Consider the following 19639-nt stretch of genomic DNA (forward strand, 5'->3'; position numbering starts at 1 on the left):
ATATTTTTATTAATCATTAAGTAAAATGTAATGGCAAAAAAATATCTTTATTCACCTTTGAAGTCCGGTTTTCTTTTTTCCAGAAATGCCTGAACACCTTCTTTAAAATCTTCGGTATACGCTAGTTGGTCCTGGATCTCAGCTTCCAGCTCCATTTGTTTATTCAAGATCTCTTTTTCCTGCTGGTAGACTAGTTTCTTTGTGAATCCGATGGCAAGCGGGGCACGACCAGCCAGTTTATTTGCCAGGGCAAGGCTTTGCGATAACAGATCTTCTTTTCGGACGACCCGATTTATAATCCCGTACTGAAGTGCCTGATTGGCAGTAATCATTTCCCCGGTCAGCATCATCTCCAAAGCGATCCCGTTCCCTATTAATCTGGGCAATAAATACGTACTTCCAGCATCCGGAATAAATCCGATATTTACAAAAACCTGGCCAAATTTCGCGGTTTCCGAGGCGATTCGTATATCAGCAGCAAGCGCTAAGCTGAAACCGGCTCCAGCCGCAGCGCCATTAATAGCACCGATGACCGGTTTATCCATCCCTCTAATCAAATGAATAAGCGGCATATATCTCTCTTTTAACACCTTTTCAGGGGAGAAACCGCTTGTGCCGCCTTGCAAATCTTCTCCTGAACAAAAGCCCTTCCCTTTTCCTGTCAAAATAACAGCCCGTATGCAAGGATCGTGTGATGCCTGTTGTAATGCTTCCATTAACCGGCTGCCCATTTCATCATTCATCGCATTTAGTGAATGCGGCCTGTTTAGACTGATAATAGCAACTTTTTCTTTCTGCTCATATAAAACGGATGACTCTTCCATTCCAATCCCTCCTTCACTATAAATCTTTACTCGCAACCAGCACTTTTTGAACAAGCAGGACCAGATCCTGTTCGGCTTGGTTTTTCACTTTAAGCTCTAACGTTACAACACCCATACCATTTTGTTTATCCTCTTTCTCTACAACCTTTTGTTCTACAAAAATGGAATCGCCAATCCGGCATGGCCTTACGAAACGGAGGCGGTCAACCCCATAATTGGCAAGAAGCGGCCCGGGACTTGTTGGAATCGCCAATGCACCTGCATACGATAAAATTAAATATCCGTGGGCAATTCTCCCTTTAAAAATCGTACTCTGTGCATAGCCTTCATCTGTATGGAGCGGATGAATATCCCATGTTAAATTGGCAAACTGATTGATATCTGCTTCGGTAATCGTTCTTCTTCGGGAAACTTCCACTTCCCCGACTTCAATGTCTTCAAAATACTTACTTAACAACATTGCCTTACCACCCCCGCAATTCAGTGTTTGCATTCGTGCTATCGTTAATCTGAATAAGATAGCCTGCTTTTTTTCAAATTCGGCAGATTAATCATTTAGAAAATAGTGAAGTCCTTCCTGTTTAATCATTTCGTCTTTTAACAAATGCTTAATAAACGTATCCACTCCGGTAAATTCAATCCCGACCCTTTCTAATGAAGCATTTTTCATACCGAAATAAGCGATAAACAAGTCGATGGCCGTTTTGGGAGAATCGGATAAGACCCGTTTCAACTTTTCTTCCTGTCTGGACACCAATTCAGCAACCTTTTGTAAACCGGTTTCAAATGAAAAGGGATGTCCGTGCGAGGGAAGAACTCTGTCGATATCCAACTGTTCAACACGTTTTATACTCTGTACAAAGGCATCCACTTGATCGCCCATTAACCGGGTTAAAGCAGGTCCGCGCTGCAGCATGTAATCACCGGAAAAGAATAGCTTCTCTTGTTTTAAAAGCAGGCCCACGTGCTTCATGCTGTGCCCGGGAGTATAAATCACTTCTAATTCTCTTTTCCCAAGTGAAATTCTCTCTTCATCGACTAATTCTCGGGTTATCTGTAAAGAGCCTCCTCTTGGGAAAAAGCCTTCAAACCAATCGAGGCTGAGCTGACTTAAAAAAATCCCGCGTAAATCCGGATATTCGGAAGCAAGCAAATGTGGTAATTTCATCCACCTATCAATATACTGATCATAGCTTCCAATCTCAGCCATTGTTTCTTGATAAGCGTAGACTTGAGGAGGATCAGGTAAAAAGGCCGCCCCTCCGATATGGTCAATATGGGGATGCGTTAAAATCAGCAGGTCGATATCGGCCCATTTATACCCAAGAAAACGCAGCCCTTCATGCAGCACCTCCAGACAATTGTCATAGGGCGGCCCGCTATCAATCAATGTAAGCGTTTCATCTTCAATTAAAAATACGTTTGCTGTTTGCGATTCCATTTGCGGCAATTCAATTTGCCAGATTCCCTCGCCAATCGGTGTTACCCATTGTTCAATCATTTTCTTTCCTGCACGATTCATTGTTCCGCCCCCGCAAGATGGCTTTTTACTTCACCAAAGATCTTCGGAATAGAATTGTTTCATCAAACAGCAGCATGTTGCCATTGCTTATTTCAATACAGCTTTTTGATATTTATTTTTCACTTCCAACTTCAACAGTTTTCCAGTTGCACCTCTCGGAAAATCAGAAACAAACACGATCCGTTTAGGTACTTTATATCTAGCGATCTTATCTTTGCAAAAATTGATAATCTGGGAATCTGTTACACTTTGATTTGGCTTCAGCCTCACTTCCGCCAAAACCACTTCTCCCCATTTTTCATCCGGAACACCTACAACACATACCTCGGCAACCGAAGGATGCTCATTAATCACGTTCTCAACTTCAACTGGAAATACGTTATAAGCACCCGTTATAATCCGGAATTTTGCCCGATCCAGCAAATATAATCTTCCCTCTTCATCAAATCTTCCGATATCGCCCGTATAGAGCCATCCATCGCGGATGGTCCGCTCTGTTTTAACTTCATCCTTCCAGTATCCCGGAACGATCACATCACCTTTAATCGTGATTTCTCCTGATTGTCCGGCAGGCACCTCCACCCCGTTATCATCGACGATTTTGATATCGACATGGGATGCCGGCCTTCCGCATGATGCCAATATATCGGTACGATTATTATGAATCGCAAATTGATGCTCATCCGGGTCAAGAAAGCTAACCCATGCACCGGTATTTTCTGTACTTCCGTACCATTGTTGCAAATCACAATTGAATTTATTAAACGTTTCTACGATATTTGTTGGGGACATAGGAGAAGATCCATACGTAATTAATCTTAGAGTAGACACATCATATTCGTCGAATTTAGGATGGGAAGTCATCATTTGGATCATCGTTGGAACAAAAAGGGCAGCGGTAACTTTTTTCTCTTCTATTAACCGTAAAGCAAGTTCCGGATCAAAATAAGGCATTAAAACATTCGTGTTACCCCAATAACAATTGACCAGCATAGACACAATCGGTACCCCTGCAGCGGGTAGAGCGTGCATCCAGATATCGTCTTTTCTCAGTCCCATATGTAGTATTCCATTTACTAGTGAGTTTATTAGGTTCCCCTGAGTCCAAATCGCCCCCTTTGGCAAACCGGTAGATCCAGTTGTATAACAAAGCGAGATGATATCATTTTGTTTATGCTGCATCTTTATTTCATTCATGGGCTGAGGGCGGATACAGGTTTCATAATCATGCTTCAGGCCATGATTTTCCCCAACTCCAATCACAAAAGGAATCGAACAATCCTTCGCACCTTTCTTACCGAGTTCTGCTGTCTTTTGATCTACTAATAAAACTTTTGGCCCAGAATCTTCAAATATATAATTCACTTCCCGCTCACCATATCTCCAGTTCACTCCGACCCGGATAAAGCCCGCTTTTGCACAGGCAAACATCACCTCTGCCTGTTGGTGAAAGTCCAATCCAAAATAGGCAACCCTGTCTCCCTTTTTTATTCCAAGATCCTTAAGAAAAGCGCATAATTGATTTACCCTTGCATTGATTTGCGACCATGTAAAAGCTGTATCATTCGAGATATAGGCAATCTTGTTTCGTTTACGTTCAGCGGTTCGAATTAACAGATCCTGAAGAAGCATATTTCACACCTCCAACATTTTTTATAGCTGATTGTAAAAAGTAATGGAAAATGGCTTTTCCAGCAAATCTTCCATTTTATTGATTGAATCTGCTAAATGTGGTTGTTTCGAATGTTGGGAGAAAGCCTCTTTATCTCTCCATTTTTCGAGAACGACAAACGTTGCTGGATTTCTCCTTTCTTGAAAACCTTCATATTGAAGGCAGCCTTCCTCTTTAGCAGTCTCTGTTATTAACTCTTGTATAATACTGCTAACGCTTGATTCGTGATCCTGTTTCGCTATAAAAACAGTTTGAGCTACAATCATAGACATAACAACACTCCCCGTATTTTATTAATAAGCTAGATTGATATAGATTATTCCACTTGTTTAGGATTCTTTCCTTACTATCCAATGATGAGTTTCTAACGTTACATCTTGAATATTGCCTTTCTTTCTAATTCCTATTACAAGGAAACATTGCAGTCAATGATGGTGGTAACCCCCATTCCTCCTCCGCAATTGATTGTCGCTGCACCTATTTCCAGGTCACGGTGTTCCATCTGGTTTAATAACGAAAGGATAAGCCGGACGCCGGTCGCTCCTACTGGATCACCCAATGCAATCGAGCCCCCGTTTGGATTCACCTTTTTTTCTTCAACATCCAATTCTTCCATCCACCCAAGCAAGGCTGAAGCAAAGGATTCATTGATTTCAAACACATCAATATCCTGAATCGAAAGACCGCGGGCATGTAACGCTTTCGTTGTAGAAGGAACCGTTCCCATCAACATAAGAGTCGGGTCCACCCCAGCCACTCCCTGGGAAACAATTTTCGCACGTGGCTGAATGTTATGCTTTTCGATATATGCCTTACTTGCTAATAACAGCGCAGCACTCCCATCTCCCAACGCGGAACAATTTGCTGCGGTAACCACCCCATCCTCTTTAAAAGGTGTTGATAAGGTTGTCATTTTCTCAAATTGAACATTCTCACGGATGCACTCATCGTGTTCGATATACCTTCCATCAGAAAGTTGATAGGGGACAATTTCTTTTGCGAATCTTCCTTCCTTTCTTGCACGTGCAGCCTTTAGATGGCTTTGATAGGCAAAGTGATCTAAATCCCTCCGCGTATATCCATACTTTTCGGCGACTAATTCAGCAGAATAACCGGGATGAACAGACTGATGTTGGGACACCCAGCTGTCGGATATTGGATTTCCGTAATGGGAAGGACCTGAACCAAAAGGAACCCTTGATAAGTTTTCCACCCCGCCAGCTACGATCAAATGATATTGTCCAGTCTGAATGAGGCCTGCTGCCGTATTGATCGCTTGTAATCCGGATCCCCCCTGATAATCCATCGAAACGGCCGGGACATGGATGGGCAGCCCACCCGAAAGCCATGCGTTCCTGCCAATATTCAAGGATTGTTCACCAATCATATTCATGCATCCGAATACGACTAATTCTGCATCCTCTGCTGGAATCTGTGTTTTTTCAAATAAAGATTGCATCACATATGAAGCTAAATCGTTCGGATGGACTTGAGAAAATGCCCCTTTTACCTTTCCAATTGGGGATCTAACCCCCTCTATTATGAAAACCTCATGCAAGGCAAATCCCTTCTTTCCCAATTTCATATTTGAAAACGTTTACAAAAAATACAGTCATCAAGTATCGTACAAACCGAATACACCATATGATGTATCTACCTATAAAAGACTTTTTAACGCTTCGAATGGTTCACGGCAATCATTGCAATAATAGATCATCTTGCATAAGGTTGGACCAAATTCATTTTCCCTCGATACATTTGTAGCTTTGCATCTTGGACAGCGAACGATTTCCTTGCCTCTCCATATTTTGGACATCGCTACCCCAAATTCATTTAATTTCGCTTTCCCTTTTAGAGAAATTTTCTCGAGAGTCCATTCAGTACTATAATTTAACCTCACTTGCACCTCCGTAACATTTTCTATCAAACTAACATTCTCAATTACTCTCTTTTCAATTTCTTTCCATGCCGGGCAGCCCGTAAATGTAGGCGTAATGTCTACAAAGACTTTGCTGCCGTTATTTACCGTTTCATCTCGTACAATTGCTACCTGATTTACAATTCCCAGATCAACGATACTAATAGGAAGTTCCGGGTCTTCAACATCATAAAGACATTCCCATATGATATTTTCATTGACCGTATCTATGTTGTTTACCATTTTCCTCCGCTCATCCCTTCAACCAATACTCTGCTCCGAGTAATGAGTAGTTTTACATCATCCGATAAAACACCACGTCCTGAAAACCCTTCCTTTATTTCAGGAGTAGCAAATCCAAGTGTGGTTAATTCTTTTTTGACGGATTGGAATGTTGTTTGATCATCAGCAAGGAATGTCCCGTGAAAAAACCCTGCTAATTTTGGCCAATAATGATAAATTTCCTCTTGTATCCTACGCTTTCCTTCCAAAGTTGCCGACATTTTGCTTAACCATGTATGCCAATGCCGATGATGATACCGTTCTTCACGTGCCATTTGACCCAATACATTCTTGGTCCGCCCTTCAACAACTTCTATTAGTTGGCTGACTCTGTATTGATCCGCCGCTTCGTAAAAATAATGCTGGACGATAATCGCTGCCCAATCTATTGTTTTCGCAGAAACCAACGCCGATACTTTAAATCCAGATACGGGCCTTTGATGCACAAAACCATCAGCACTTTCCCATTGAAAAGCAGAATCTAAATCTAGTATTTCATTATAAATAATTTCTGCATGGCCAATTTCGTCCTGGGCTATAGATGAAATAGCTACATTTTCTTCCACAAACGGCCCCCCGCCAGACATCTCTGCCAGAAAAGAACCAATAACCCATTCGTCATCGGCCATGTATAATAGTTCCTTAGCCAGTTGATTCGCTTGAATCATTGCCATCACCCTTCTTACGTTTCTTCTTTCTTAACCCGGGTAAACGATACATCTTTTCCCTGCTTACGGTAAATTCATCTTCCATTTCTTCTGTTGTCATCGTGATATTTGAACGCCGTACAACCCAAATCGCGGCACAGCCTTCTCTCCTGCCGTAACATTCCTGGGCTGTTAATAGTGCAATATCTGGATCTCCGGAAACGACAGAACCCACGTGTGTATAGGGGGTCCCACGTTTATCCATTCTAAACACTTCAAAGATTGTCTCTTCTTTTGTTCTTTCCATCTCTGTTCCTCCAGTTATAAAGCTTTCGGGATGTTATCCAATTCAACTAATCTTCTGACCCATCCATTCGTTTCATAGCTTTGCCGCAGGAATTTTAAACGCCGCTGATGGGACGGCAAGCTTTTACTATTTTTATAGATTGTAAAATCTGGGTCTTTGTACTTCCAACTACCTTTACTCTCATCATATTGCAGCGTTTGATCAGGAATTTCCAGTCCCATTTTCTTAATACGGGGGACAAATTTATTTAAAAAAAGATTACGCAACTCATCATTGGACTTGATTTTTAATTTGAAATTCATCAGAACCTTTGAATGAGTTGATTCACTGTCGTGAGGCCCAAATAAAACCATGGCCCGCCACCACCATTTATTAAACGACTCCTGTACCATATCCCTTTGCGCCTTTGTTCCTTGCATCAAGGTAGCGATAAGGTCCCTGCCTTGTGAATAGTGGAACGCTTCTTCATAAACAATTTTGTGCATCGCTCTTGCATACGGGCCATAGCTCGCATCTTTTAAGGTATGCTGCCTTTCGATTTCAGCCCCGTCACCCAGCCAGCCAATCATCCCGATATCAGCCCAACTCTCATATTCTTCATCAAACACGGTTAAATATTTAGCCTTGTCGTCCAAAATATCCTGGATAAATTGTTCTCTTGAACATCCGAGATCTTCGACCACCCGCATTAAGATTTGGCCGTGGCCTACTTCATCCTGTACCTTGGCGATCAAAACCCTTTTCCTGAACAAACTAGGTGCATAAGGAATCCATTCCGCTTCTGGTATGGCACCTACAATTTCACTGCTTGCATGGAATTTCATCATTCGTAAAGCTGCATTCCGATACTCGTCTGGCATCTCATCATTCGGCTCAATCTTCTTGTCTGCAGCCAGTTTAGCCTCGAAACTTTCTACCGTCATTTGTGCCACCTTCTCTCCTTTATTTTTATTAACTTGTTGGTTAAATTATATTCTGAGTATTTGTAAATATCAATATATTTTATTGATTAGTTAATAATTAAAATTATACAGCGAGCTTCCAGCATTCTTCTTCGGAAAACATTGAACTGCCTTATAAAAAAAGCCGTTCAACCAAATGCAGGTTATAACGGCTTTCCGAGGTGAATGAATGTTTCTCTTAGCTACTGTTTATTTATTTGTTTATATGTAAAACATCGTCAATTGATAGGTCTTCACCTTCAAGATCCTTTTTTAACACAAGTACAAGTTCTGCTTCTACTTTTGGATGAATCAATTCACCCATTGATATTTTTCCGTCATTTGATACCTTCATATAATCAAAATATAATGTACAGTATGATGTGTAGCACTATATCAGTACACCATTATGCTTTAAGAATTCATCTATTTCCGTCTTTATTGGCATTGCTGGAGCTGTTCCTATTTTTGTAACAGATAGCGCCGCCACACAATTTCCGAAAATCATCGCATCAGTTATTGATTTCCCGCTTGCCACTGCGTGAGCGAAACCTCCGTTAAATGCATCTCCTGCTCCAGTTGTATCAATGGCATCAACAGTAAAACCCGGTATTAGTTTCCCTTTTTCTCCACCAGTGTATAGGAACGCTCCCTGTTTTCCCAACGTAATAATGACGTTCTTAACTCCCAGTTCATAAAGTTTTTTTGCAGCGATTAACGCTGAATGTTCATCTATCACTTCCACTCCCGTTAATTCGTGAGCTTCTGTTTCATTGGGAGTTATATAGCTGACATCCTTAAGAATCTCTTTAGAAAATTTCTGAAAAGGGGCAGGGTTTAATATTACAGGAACACCATGCTTGGCTGATAACCTTACCGACGCTACAACAGCTTCAATACTGGTTTCCAATTGAAGCAAAACTATATCGGCTTCCTTTATTTCTGCCTCTGCTTCTAATACATCTCCTTCTGATATCTTTCCGCAGGCACCCAGAGCCACTACAATGCTATTCTCGCTTTGCTGATCTACACTAATTAAAGCGGCTCCGGTTGCTTCATCTTTATCATGCTTTATATATTGAGTATTAACACGCTCCCTCCTAAAGTGTTCTAATGCTTCCCTTCCGAATACATCATCACCCAATCTAGTTACAAAAGTTACGTTTGATCCGCATCGTACCGCGGCGGTTGCCTGATTGCCGCCTTTGCCTCCAGGGCCCATTTTAAATGGGCCCCCTAGAACTGTTTCTCCAGGCTTTGGAAGGTGAGGAGCTCTACTCATTAAATCTACAACATAGCTTCCAATGACAACAATCTTTGGCATTATAAATCCCCCGATAGTTATTTAGTTTTGACTTTATCCACATTATCTGGAGTAACCAGTGTGGAATCTAAAATCACTTCTTTTTCTACAGATTCATCTTCTGAAATTTTCAGAGCAGTATCTATTGCTTCTTTTCCAAGGAAAAATGGAGGTTCGGCTATAGTTGCTTCCATTTTCTTTTGTTTTATAGAATCTATAGCTGGATCTACTGCATCACAGCCAATTAGCACGATTTCATCCAGACGCCCAGCTGCTTCAATTGCTGCTAATGCACCAAGTGCCATCTCATCATTCGCGGCATATACTCCATCAATTTCCGGTTCTGCTTGAAGAATATCTTCCATTACTTTTAACGCTTCTCCGCGGTCAAAATTGGCAGCCTGTTTTGCAACAATCTCAAATCCAGGGGTCTGGCTCATAACTTTATTGAAACCCTCACTTCTTAACTGGCCTACACTTGTGCCTAGAATCCCTTGTATCTCTACAATTTTCCCTTTACCGCCTAAAGTTTCTTTTAAAAAGTCCCCTGCAATAGTCCCGGATTTAAGAGCATCAAATCCAATGTGTGTAATAACTTCTCCACCATTGGATTGACGGTCAATTGTGAATACAGGAATTTTCGCATCGTTCGCTTTCTTAACACCCTCAGCAATTGCATCGCTATCTGCCGGGTCAATTATTAATATATCTATATTTTGCTGCAATAGATTCTCAACATCAGACATCTGCTTGCCGGAATCATTTTGAGCGTCTGTCACAACAAGGGTAGCATCTTTTTCTTTCGCCTGAGCTTCAGCGCCTTCTTTCACTGCTACGAAGAATGGGTTATTTAAGGTATTCATAGAAAGACCTACTTTTAGTTTCCCATCATCTTTTGCTTCTGAACCTGTAGTTGTACTTTTACTCTCATCCATACTGCAACCAACCAGTCCCAAAACGCCTACAACTAATGCTAATAAAGAAAAAAAATTTTTCATTATCTTACCCCCATCACCTTATTTTTTTATCCTTGCAAACTTACTATCTACTAATACAGCTACTAGAATAACAAGACCTTTCGCGATACTTTGATAAAAAGGAGAAACATTCATTAAATTCAGGACATTATCCAGAACCCCCATTATTAGCGCCCCGATTAATGTACCTATTACCCCCCCTTTCCCACCTGTGAGACTGGTTCCGCCAATAATAACAGCTGCGATAGCATCCAATTCGATCCCTGATCCAGCGGTCGGCTGGGCGGACATTAATCTAGATGTATAGATCACTGCAGATAATGCTGATAACAAACCTGCGATTCCAAAAACGGCTACTTTGATCGACTTTACATTTATCCCCGCCAGAATCGCTGTTTCTTCATTACCTCCTATGGCATAAATATAACGTCCAAAGCTTGTATACTTTAACATCCAATACATAAATCCAAAGACAGCAAACATGATGATAATAGGAATTGGAACTCCAAAAAACTTGCCATTTCCAATATAACGATATAGCTCATTGCTGACTACCAATGGATAACCCTTGGTATAAACTAATGTCATCCCACGAGCAATTACCATTGTTGCCAGGGTTACAATAAAGGAAGGAACCCCGAATCTTGCCACAACAAATCCATTAAATACCCCAAAAAGGAGACCTACTGCCAATGCTCCTAGCAGAGCAACAGAAAGAGGGAATCCTGCAGTCAAGATGCCTGCTAGAATGGCGCCAGAAAATGCCATGACTGCTCCTACAGATAAATCAATACCTGCTATCAGTATGACAAGCGTCATGCCACTTCCAATAATGGCAATAATTGAAACCTGTCTGAAAACATTCATGATGTTATTCATTGTAAAGAACGCATCAGATAGAAACCCTGCCGCTATACATAAAACAAGAAAAATAAGCAAAACACGGTATTTTTCCAGCAGAGCATTCCAGTTTCTATTCGATTTTCTTACTTGTTCTTTTTTAGTTGAAGGAACACTATACACTCACCCCACCTCCAGATGCAAAATAGAAAATGTTTTCTTGCGTAGCTTTGCTTTGGTTCAATTCTGCGCTTATCCTCCCCCCATGCATGACTAAAATCCGGTGACTTAAACCCAGCAACTCGGGCATATCAGAGGAAAACATGATGATGGAGATCCCTTTTTCTGTAAGCCTTTTCATTATTTGATAAATTTCTGCCTTGGCACCAACATCTATACCTCTTGTTGGTTCATTTAAAATTAACACTTTCGGATTCATCTGCAGCCATTTACCTAATACTACTTTTTGTTGGTTACCTCCACTGAGTGTCCTTACTTCTACATGTGGATCATGCACCTTTATCTTCAAATCATTTATCCAGCGATTTACAATCTCATCTTTCTTGTCTTTCTGTAAAACTCCGAACCTAGATATTTTTCTATAAGCGGGAAGAAGTAAATTCTCGTATACTGATAGACCTAAAACAAGCCCTTCCTGTTTTCGATCATCGGTAACCAGAGCGATTCCTGCATCAATTGCCTGCTTTGGGCTGGAGATATTCATTGAACCTACCGTTACCGTTCCACTCATATTTTTATATAATCCAAATAAAGCCTTGGATAGTTCCGTTTTCCCAGCCCCCAATAAGCCCGCTATGCCGACTACTTCACCTTTTTTAACCTGAAAGTTTATATTTTGAAGAACATTTGGTACATTTACATTTGTTACTTCGATAGAATTGCTACTGTCCGGAATAGTCTTTTCAGGAAATAATTCTGTCAGTTCTCTGCCAACCATAATGGTTACCATTTCATCTTTAGTTATAGCTTGTGTTAATGAGCTACCTATGTATTTTCCATCCCTAAGAACCGAAACACGATCTGCAACTGCTTGCACCTCTTCTAATCGGTGAGTAATGAAGATAATTCCTATACCCTGTTGTTTCAGTTCCTTCATGATCTTTAATAGCTTACTAGTATCTTCATCATTCAAAGCCGCTGTTGGCTCATCCATGATGATAATCTGCGAGTTGAAAGAAAGCGCCTTTGAAATTTCGACTAACTGTTGCTCTGCCACAGACAAATCTGAAATAATCGTGTCAGATGACAGTTGGGTTAGACCTACCTTATCAAGCCACTTTCTTGTTTCTTCCTTTATTTTTTTTCGATGTAATATTCCTTTTGCTTTACGAGGTTCCCGACCGATAAATATATTTTCTGCAACACTCATATGTGGAATAAGGTTAAATTCCTGATATATAATACTTATCCCTAGATTTTGAGAATGTTTTGGACCTTCAATCGTGACTGGTTTTCCATGCAGATAAATTTGTCCGCTACTTGGTTGATGGGCACCTGCAAGAATCTTCATAAGAGTGGATTTACCGGCTCCGTTTTCCCCGATAAGAGCAAGAATCTCAGAGCGGTTTATTTTTATAGATACTCCTTCAAGTGCTTTTACCCCTGGAAATTCCTTTGTAATTTGTTTCATTTCGAGTAACATAGAATCCATTTCCTTCTCCCCCTAAAAAAAGTGAAGATGATAACTCATTTAGTACACAACACCTGCAACCAAAATAACATTTGCATACGGGGTGAATTCTCCGCTTCTAATTAGCCCTCTTGCTGTTTTGGTCTGTTGCTTAAATTCGGTATGTGGTACATATTCAACTGCAAGTTCTGGAAACCGACTCATAATTTCATCGTTCATATCTGGACTTTTCGTTTTTATCTCCTCAGCAAGGATGACCTTTTCTACTTCCAATTCCGATAAAACTGTATCAAGAGTCTCAAGAAATCCCGGAAGTCCCTCTTTTAGGGCTAGATCAATTCTGTGGGTAACATTTTCCGGAATCGGAAGTCCTGCATCTGTTATAACAATAGTATCTGTATGACCTGTTTCTGAAATCAATTGATTAATTTCCGGATTTAAAATACCACTTTTTTTCATTAAATATTCTCTCCCTTTGCAAAATGTAAACGTTTAGAAAACTAGTTTGTTTAGTCTGCAGGACTCTCGTATCTTTAACTCTGGGGATAATAAGTATTCTCGCTTTGGCAAACTCTCCTTACTGTGGATACGGTCATGCAACAACTGAAAAGCAATTTCACCGAGAGCATTCATAGGCCTAGAAACAACTGACAGCTTTGGAGTAATAAATGTTGCAATCTCTACATCATCGAAACCAATAAAAGATACCTCCTCACCTAATTTCCACTCAAGCTCCATCAAAGCTTTCATGCACCCGATGCTCATTAAATTATTTGATGAAAAGATCGCGGTAGGGCGTTTTGGTAAGTGAAACAATTTATATGTTGCTTTATAACCGCTCTCCTCCATAAAATCCCCATTCGTTATAAAACTTTCATTTACAGGTAAGTTGTATTCTTCAAGGGCGTTCTTGTAGCCCTGCAACCTTTCAAACCCAGGAGTCGTATTCTGAGGCCCGCAAATAATCGCAATGTTTTTATGTCCTTGTAAGATCAGATGTTGAACTGCTTGATATGATCCCTTTATATTGTCAACCAATACTGTATCAACTTCAAAACGCTTAATTGCCCGATCAATTGCAACAAGAGGGATTCCTTGTTCCTGCAATAGTTTAATGTGGTTACCATTTTCATTCGCAGTTGTGATTATTACTCCGTCTACCCCTCGCTCAATAAATATTTTAACAACCTCTTCTTCTACAATAAGAGATTCATTGGTACTGCTGAGAATTGTATAATACCCTTTATCGCGGGCCATCCGTTCAATGCCTGAAACAACTGAAGGAAAAAAGGGGTTTCTGATATCGGGAACAATAATACCGATTGTGTTTGTTTCCTTTTTCTTCATGCTTCTTGCAACTGCACTTCTAATATATCCTAATTCATTAATTGCTTTTACAATTCTCTCCTCTGTTTTCTTTCTTACTCCACCCTGTTTATTAATTACACGTGACACTGTTGCAATAGAAACTTTCGCGCGTTTTGCTACGTCTTCTATAGTTGGTTTGTATTCCATACGATCTGCTCCTAAGGGTAAAAGCGCTTACATATTTTCCTCGAAAAATAGGAAAAAGTAATATTAACCAAATGTAAACGTTTAGATTTTTCTTACTTTGATATTACCATGGCCTAAATTCACCCGGCAATAATTTTTTAGAATTTTTTGAAAATTTTACCCTTCAAGTATAAATACAATTTAAACTTATTAGGCTTTTGTTAACCATCTACTGATCCTTTAAGGACAAGGGGAACCTGAGCAACCGTAAAGACCAGGCAAAAGACAAATGTAAAAGCGAACATTTAGCTACTCAACATAAGAACTCAGTTAGTTGAAATGTTCTTTTCCTCATTTAAGTTATTGAAAATGAAAAAAAGAATAACAAAAAACCTGAAGGTCTATTTGATCTTCAGGTTTTTGGCTTAAAACTAAAAGTTCGAAACAGATTAAAGAAGGGGCCCTTCTTTTTTAATGAGACCAGCCACCTGAATTAATCGTCTCGATTATTTGCATCATTCATATCTTTTGGGTCCTCTATCGGATCTTCTGAATCTGGATTGGCATCCTTTTCATCATCTTTGTTCATAGTATCATTTTGATCATCGCCAGGCATGTCGTTTTCAGGCTCTGTATCGCCATTGAGATCATTTGTATCATTGTTATTTTCATCTACCGGGCCTTGATCCGTATTTTGTTCTTGGTCAGGAGGCGCCGGATCCTGATCATTGTTACATCCCACTACCATCATAGCAGATAAAATTGTACCAGTTAGCATGAGAAACCATTTTTTATTCATGGTCACTCCCCTTTCTTATATGATTTTTTAAGCCTTTTTTTATCATTTCCTGTGTAAAGGAAATTATGTGTTAAAAATCTAATGGAAGTCCTTTCATCTGAAAAAACCCCAGGATTCAATCCTGAGGTTTTAATTGTAAAACAATCCTATTTTTTGTCGTCGAAGCAAAATTCAACTAAATTTGCCCTTTTTGTTTTTAAAATCTCAACTGTGGATTCATATTCATGGACTTCCGCGAGAAGTTGCTTCTTTCGTTCTGAAATCATTCTGATGACTTCATTTGGATTCGGTCCGCCTTGTATGGTTCTGATTTTAATAAAATACTCGGGTGAAATGATTTTTTTCCATTCTTCTGCTGATAATGACACATTGACGAATTCGTGAATCATTTCATTAATATCGCGTATATCCCATTCATATAATTCTTTCTGTTCTTTGATCGTTCGTTTTGAGATGTAGCTGGCGATTGAATGGGCTTTTCTAAGCGGTACCTGATAATCCCTGGATAAGGTGTCCGCCAATTCGGTAATGGTAATACTTGATTTTTTGGCCATTTCTTTCATATGTTCACTGTTTACTTTTAATGTAGTTATGACGGCATACATTAATTTTAATACCCGGTTTGCATTAGTAAATGCACGGTATAAATGTGGCTGTAAATCATCTTCTGTGTCTACGATGTCGCCGAACGGCGTATTATGGATCATATTGATCGCAGCCAAAGCATCGCCATAAGCACTGCTTGCTAAAGAACGGGAATGTTCGATGGAGACAGGGTTTCGTTTTTGTGGCATGATGCTGCTCACCTGTACATAAGGATCCGCCACAAGAAACGAGCCGAATTCCCTGGTTACCTGCTGTAAAAAGTCCTGGATCCATCTTCCGGTATTGACCATAAGGGTCATAATGGCTGTGGAAGTCTCAAGCAGATAATCGGCGCCTCCAATCGAATCATAGGAATTTTCAATTATTCCCTCAAAGCCTAACAACTCACAGGTACGTTCCCGGCTAATCGGAAAACCGGTCGTTGTCAAAGCAGCTGCCCCCAGCGGAGATTGATTGACCAGATGATAAGCGGACCAAAGACGTTTGATGTCTCTTTGCATAACGTCATAAATCGCTAATAAATAATGGCCTAAAGTAGTCGGCTGAGCAGGCTGTGTATGGGTATAGCCCGTCATATAGGTCTCTGAATGTATGGCGGATTGGTCCAAGAGCGCTTCACTTAATTGATATGCGCTCTCAATAGTATTCAGTAGATGTTCTCTTAAAACCAACCGGTACATGGCCACACCCATATCGTTTCTGCTGCGCCCGATATGGATCTTACCAGCCAGTTCGTCACCGATCTCTTCCCCTATCTTCGCTTCCATCATGAAAAACAGATCCTCGAATTGAGGTTGATAGGCCAATAAGGCAATATCCGATTTCGCGACTTTATTGATTCCTTCTAACATCACTTTCGCTTCGGTTAAATCGATAATGCCCTGTTCGGCAAGCATAATGACATGTGCCCGGTGGATATCAAACATGACATGGAATAAAAAATCTCTCTGATCATTGAAAACAGGCATCAATAATTCTTCCATATAGGTTTTTCCTGGAAATACTGTTCCTTCTTTCCTGATAAACTCCTCAAGCTTGTTCATACTATTTCATCTCCGATTTCATGAAAGTGATTGTTCGGCTTTCACTCCAAAAAATTTATTCGAAATAAAGAGAACGACTGCGATTATTACAATCTGGATCATCCCGTATGCTGCAGCCTGCCCCATGTTAGCCATACGGAGCTGGTTCATAATTTCAATCGAGATTGGCCGATTGGATATCGTGTATAAGAGAACGGATGTCGGGAATTCCCCAACAGATTCGACAAAGGCCAGCAGTGTTCCGGATAACACACCCGGCATGATTATAGGCAAAATGACCTTTCTAAAGGTATAAAACCATTTGGCCCCCAGGCTTCTTGACGCTTCCTCGATGGAGTCATCCAATTGCTCAAGCACCGCATTCGTGGATCGGACGATTAAAGGAATGTGACGGATAAAATAAGCCAAGGGCAAGATCCAAAACGTTCCGACAAGAATGTTTCCAAAAGTAAAGATGCTTGGTTCATTAAAGGCAAATACTAGATTCATCCCAATAACAGTTGCTGGTAGCGCCCACGGGATCATTACCAGGATATCGACAAGACTTTTCCCGACGAATTTGCGCTTTACCAATAAATAAGATGTTAAAACTCCAAAGACGAGATTTCCTGCTGTCGCGATAACGGACAGCAATAAGCTATTCTTTAAAGGCTTCAATATATTCGGATCCTCGAAAAGAAGCCGGTAATTTTCAAAGTTAAAGATAGTAGGATAGGTTTGCCATGTCCATGTTCCATCAGGTACTAATGAAAGGAGCAGGATGGTGAAATGCGGCAGGAGCAGGATGATAACTCCAACCATTCCGATCATGACCATGGTCCACTTTATGAATGGATTTTTCACTTCGCTGCGATGGGCGCCAATCCCTTTAGACGCCATTCGGTAATCTTTCCGATTCTGGTACCACCGCATAAACAACAGAAAGCTAATCGAAACGATCGAAAGTATGACTGATTGCGTGGCGGCAATTTCCATATCACCATTAATTTTTGAAAAATAAATTTGTAAGCTTAAGACCCGAAAGCCGCCAGCCAGTAAAAACGGTGCACTGAAGGAGGCCATGGAAATCATGAAAACCAACAGCGATGCAGCAACGATAGCTGGTGTCAGTAATGGAAACGTTACTTTCCAAAACACTTTACTTTTACTGGCTCCTAAATTGTAGGCTGCTTCCTCCAGGGAAGGATCGATTTTATGAATCGCCGACGATACGGTCATATAGAAATACACATACATCGTGTAGGCATGGACAACTAAGATCCCCGAAATCCCTCCGATTTTGAAGGGTACTTTCTCAAGCCCGAATAGATCCTTTATCGCATTCGGGACCAACCCTGTTTCCCCATATAAAAACATAAACGCCATAACCCCGACTAATGATGGAAGAACGATGGGCATGATCGCAGCCGTTGAAAAAAAACTTCTCCCTGGAAAGTCGTAGCGATTGAATACAAAGGCCAGTGGAATACCTATCAGGGCACTGGCTAACACGCTTAGCAGCGAAATATAAACGGAATTCCATAATGCTTCCAAATTGGTTTTGGATGCTTGTGTAAAAAAATCCTGATAATTGCCAAAGGTGATACTGCCATCTTTTTGCAAGCTTTCAAAGAAGGTCCGTAAAGAAGGATAAAGAACATAAGCGATCAACACTAAAATAACAGGAATCAATAGAAGCAAAGTCAATCTGTTATCACGATTTTTCATCATGTGACATCACCACTTACCATGGGAATAATTCGAATTTGATCCTCCGGCAGCTGTACGTAAACGTCGGTTCCTTCTTTAAAATTGCTGGACCTATGATCATTTAACAAATTCACTTGCAGAACCAGCTTATTTATCTTCACATTCAGGTTGATAACAGAGCCGAAAAACTCGACATCCATAATCGTTCCTTTAAAAATATTGGGTCCCTTCATATAATTGTCCAGGACTTTTATCGCTTCTGGCCTGATGGAAAGGGCCAGCTGTTCCTTTTTTCCCTCCAAGGCAATATGAAAAGGATGATTATGTACGACAAAATGTTCCGAACCATCCAGCAGGGACACGTGTACTTTCTCTTCATCGGCTCTATCGACTTTAATAGACAGAAGATTGATTTCACCGATAAAACGGGCGACAAAATCATTAGTTGGTGTGTTGTAAATTTCAGTCGGCGTTCCTACCTGGTGGCATTCGCCAAAATTAAAAACAGCAATTCGATCACTCATAGATAATGCTTCTGCCTGGTCATGGGTAACATAAATCGTGGTAATCTTGTATTCTTGCTGCAACCGTAAGATCTCACTTCTCATTTCATCGCGTAACTTGGCATCCAGATTGCTCAGCGGCTCATCCAATAGCAGAATTTGAGGTTCGATGACCAATGCCCGAGCAAGTGCCACACGCTGCTGCTGCCCCCCGCTTAGTTGACTCACTTGACGATCTGTATATTTCTCGAGCCTCACTTTATGAAGGACATCCTGTACCCGCGTTTTCACTTCATTTACAGGAATTTTTCTGACCTTCAATCCAAATGCCACATTTTCAAAGACCGTCATATGAGGGAAAAGGGCATAGTTTTGAAAAACCATGCCCGTATTTCTTTTTTCCGGAGGTACACGCGTCATATCTTTTTCGCCAAATCGGACAAGGCCCTTTGTCGGGTAGTAAAAGCCGGCAATCATGCGGAGTGTAGTGGTCTTACCGCATCCACTTGGACCCAGAAAGGTAAAGAATTCCCCGTCCTTTATGTGTAAGTCTAAATGATCGACTGCGATTACGTTCCCGAAGGCTTTTTGGACATTTTCAAGTTTTATCGACGCCATACC

The 19639-nt window shown here is 40.7% G+C and carries 20 protein-coding genes; all 20 read right to left on the reverse strand.

Going from position 1 to position 19639, the window contains the following annotated elements; translation table 11 throughout:
• Positions 1–47 precede the first annotated feature (47 nt).
• Positions 48–824: an enoyl-CoA hydratase/isomerase family protein gene (locus ELQ35_RS01230; protein ID WP_126863031.1), complete on the reverse strand. Its 777-nt coding sequence runs from the start codon at positions 822–824 to the stop codon at positions 48–50.
• A gap of 16 nt (positions 825–840) precedes the next feature.
• Positions 841–1284, reverse strand: a complete 444-nt coding sequence (locus ELQ35_RS01235; protein ID WP_126863032.1) for a MaoC family dehydratase — start codon at positions 1282–1284, stop codon at positions 841–843.
• A gap of 87 nt (positions 1285–1371) precedes the next feature.
• Positions 1372–2346, reverse strand: coding sequence for an MBL fold metallo-hydrolase (locus ELQ35_RS01240; RefSeq protein ID WP_126863033.1), 975 nt, complete (start codon positions 2344–2346; stop codon positions 1372–1374).
• Between the two features lie 87 nt (positions 2347–2433).
• Positions 2434–3978, reverse strand: a complete 1545-nt coding sequence (locus tag ELQ35_RS01245) for a class I adenylate-forming enzyme family protein (protein ID WP_126863034.1) — start codon at positions 3976–3978, stop codon at positions 2434–2436.
• Between the two features lie 21 nt (positions 3979–3999).
• Positions 4000–4290, reverse strand: a complete 291-nt coding sequence (locus ELQ35_RS01250) for a putative quinol monooxygenase (protein WP_126863035.1) — start codon at positions 4288–4290, stop codon at positions 4000–4002.
• Between the two features lie 134 nt (positions 4291–4424).
• Positions 4425–5576 (reverse strand): thiolase family protein, encoded by a 1152-nt coding sequence (locus ELQ35_RS01255; protein ID WP_185861605.1) that lies wholly within the window; start codon positions 5574–5576, stop codon positions 4425–4427.
• 99 nt (positions 5577–5675) lie between these two features.
• Positions 5676–6179, reverse strand: a complete 504-nt coding sequence (paaD, locus tag ELQ35_RS01260) for a 1,2-phenylacetyl-CoA epoxidase subunit PaaD (RefSeq protein WP_126863037.1) — start codon at positions 6177–6179, stop codon at positions 5676–5678.
• Positions 6173–6886, reverse strand: a complete 714-nt coding sequence (locus ELQ35_RS01265) for a Phenylacetic acid catabolic protein (RefSeq protein WP_185861606.1) — start codon at positions 6884–6886, stop codon at positions 6173–6175. Before ELQ35_RS01265 ends, paaD begins: the two co-directional genes overlap by 7 nt.
• A complete protein-coding gene (locus ELQ35_RS01270) occupies positions 6861–7172 on the reverse strand; it encodes a 1,2-phenylacetyl-CoA epoxidase subunit B (protein WP_126863039.1) in 312 nt (103 codons plus the stop codon). Before ELQ35_RS01270 ends, ELQ35_RS01265 begins: the two co-directional genes overlap by 26 nt.
• 14 nt (positions 7173–7186) lie before the next feature.
• Positions 7187–8095: a 1,2-phenylacetyl-CoA epoxidase subunit PaaA gene (gene paaA, locus ELQ35_RS01275; RefSeq protein ID WP_126863040.1), complete on the reverse strand. Its 909-nt coding sequence runs from the start codon at positions 8093–8095 to the stop codon at positions 7187–7189.
• Positions 8096–8504: 409 nt separating this feature from the next.
• Positions 8505–9437 carry a ribokinase gene (gene rbsK / locus ELQ35_RS01280; protein WP_126863041.1) on the reverse strand — a complete coding sequence of 311 codons (933 nt, stop codon included), beginning with the start codon at positions 9435–9437 and terminating at the stop codon, positions 8505–8507.
• A gap of 17 nt (positions 9438–9454) precedes the next feature.
• Positions 9455–10414, reverse strand: coding sequence for a substrate-binding domain-containing protein (locus ELQ35_RS01285; RefSeq protein WP_126863042.1), 960 nt, complete (start codon positions 10412–10414; stop codon positions 9455–9457).
• An 18-nt stretch (positions 10415–10432) separates the two neighbouring features.
• Positions 10433–11416 (reverse strand): ABC transporter permease, encoded by a 984-nt coding sequence (locus tag ELQ35_RS01290; RefSeq protein WP_246025928.1) that lies wholly within the window; start codon positions 11414–11416, stop codon positions 10433–10435.
• Entirely contained in the window at positions 11409–12884 is a 1476-nt protein-coding gene (locus ELQ35_RS01295; RefSeq protein WP_246025929.1) for a sugar ABC transporter ATP-binding protein, read from the reverse strand. Before ELQ35_RS01295 ends, ELQ35_RS01290 begins: the two co-directional genes overlap by 8 nt.
• 60 nt (positions 12885–12944) lie before the next feature.
• The gene (rbsD, locus tag ELQ35_RS01300) at positions 12945–13343 is read right to left on the reverse strand and encodes a D-ribose pyranase (RefSeq protein ID WP_126863044.1); all 399 of its coding nucleotides are present in this window, start codon (positions 13341–13343) and stop codon (positions 12945–12947) included.
• A 33-nt stretch (positions 13344–13376) separates the two neighbouring features.
• Entirely contained in the window at positions 13377–14399 is a 1023-nt protein-coding gene (locus ELQ35_RS01305) for a LacI family DNA-binding transcriptional regulator (protein WP_126863045.1), read from the reverse strand.
• Between the two features lie 472 nt (positions 14400–14871).
• Positions 14872–15177, reverse strand: a complete 306-nt coding sequence (locus tag ELQ35_RS01310) for a hypothetical protein (protein ID WP_126863046.1) — start codon at positions 15175–15177, stop codon at positions 14872–14874.
• Between the two features lie 146 nt (positions 15178–15323).
• A complete protein-coding gene (gene argH, locus ELQ35_RS01315; protein ID WP_126863047.1) occupies positions 15324–16826 on the reverse strand; it encodes an argininosuccinate lyase in 1503 nt (500 codons plus the stop codon).
• 18 nt (positions 16827–16844) lie between these two features.
• Positions 16845–18536, reverse strand: coding sequence for an ABC transporter permease (locus ELQ35_RS01320; RefSeq protein ID WP_126863048.1), 1692 nt, complete (start codon positions 18534–18536; stop codon positions 16845–16847).
• On the reverse strand, positions 18533–19636 hold the full coding sequence (locus ELQ35_RS01325) for an ABC transporter ATP-binding protein (protein WP_126863049.1): 1104 nt from the start codon (positions 19634–19636) through the stop codon (positions 18533–18535). Before ELQ35_RS01325 ends, ELQ35_RS01320 begins: the two co-directional genes overlap by 4 nt.
• Positions 19637–19639 lie beyond the last annotated feature (3 nt).

Origin of the sequence: Peribacillus cavernae (assembly GCF_003989135.1) — a bacterium.
Lineage (GTDB): Bacteria > Bacillota > Bacilli > Bacillales > DSM-1321 > Peribacillus > Peribacillus cavernae.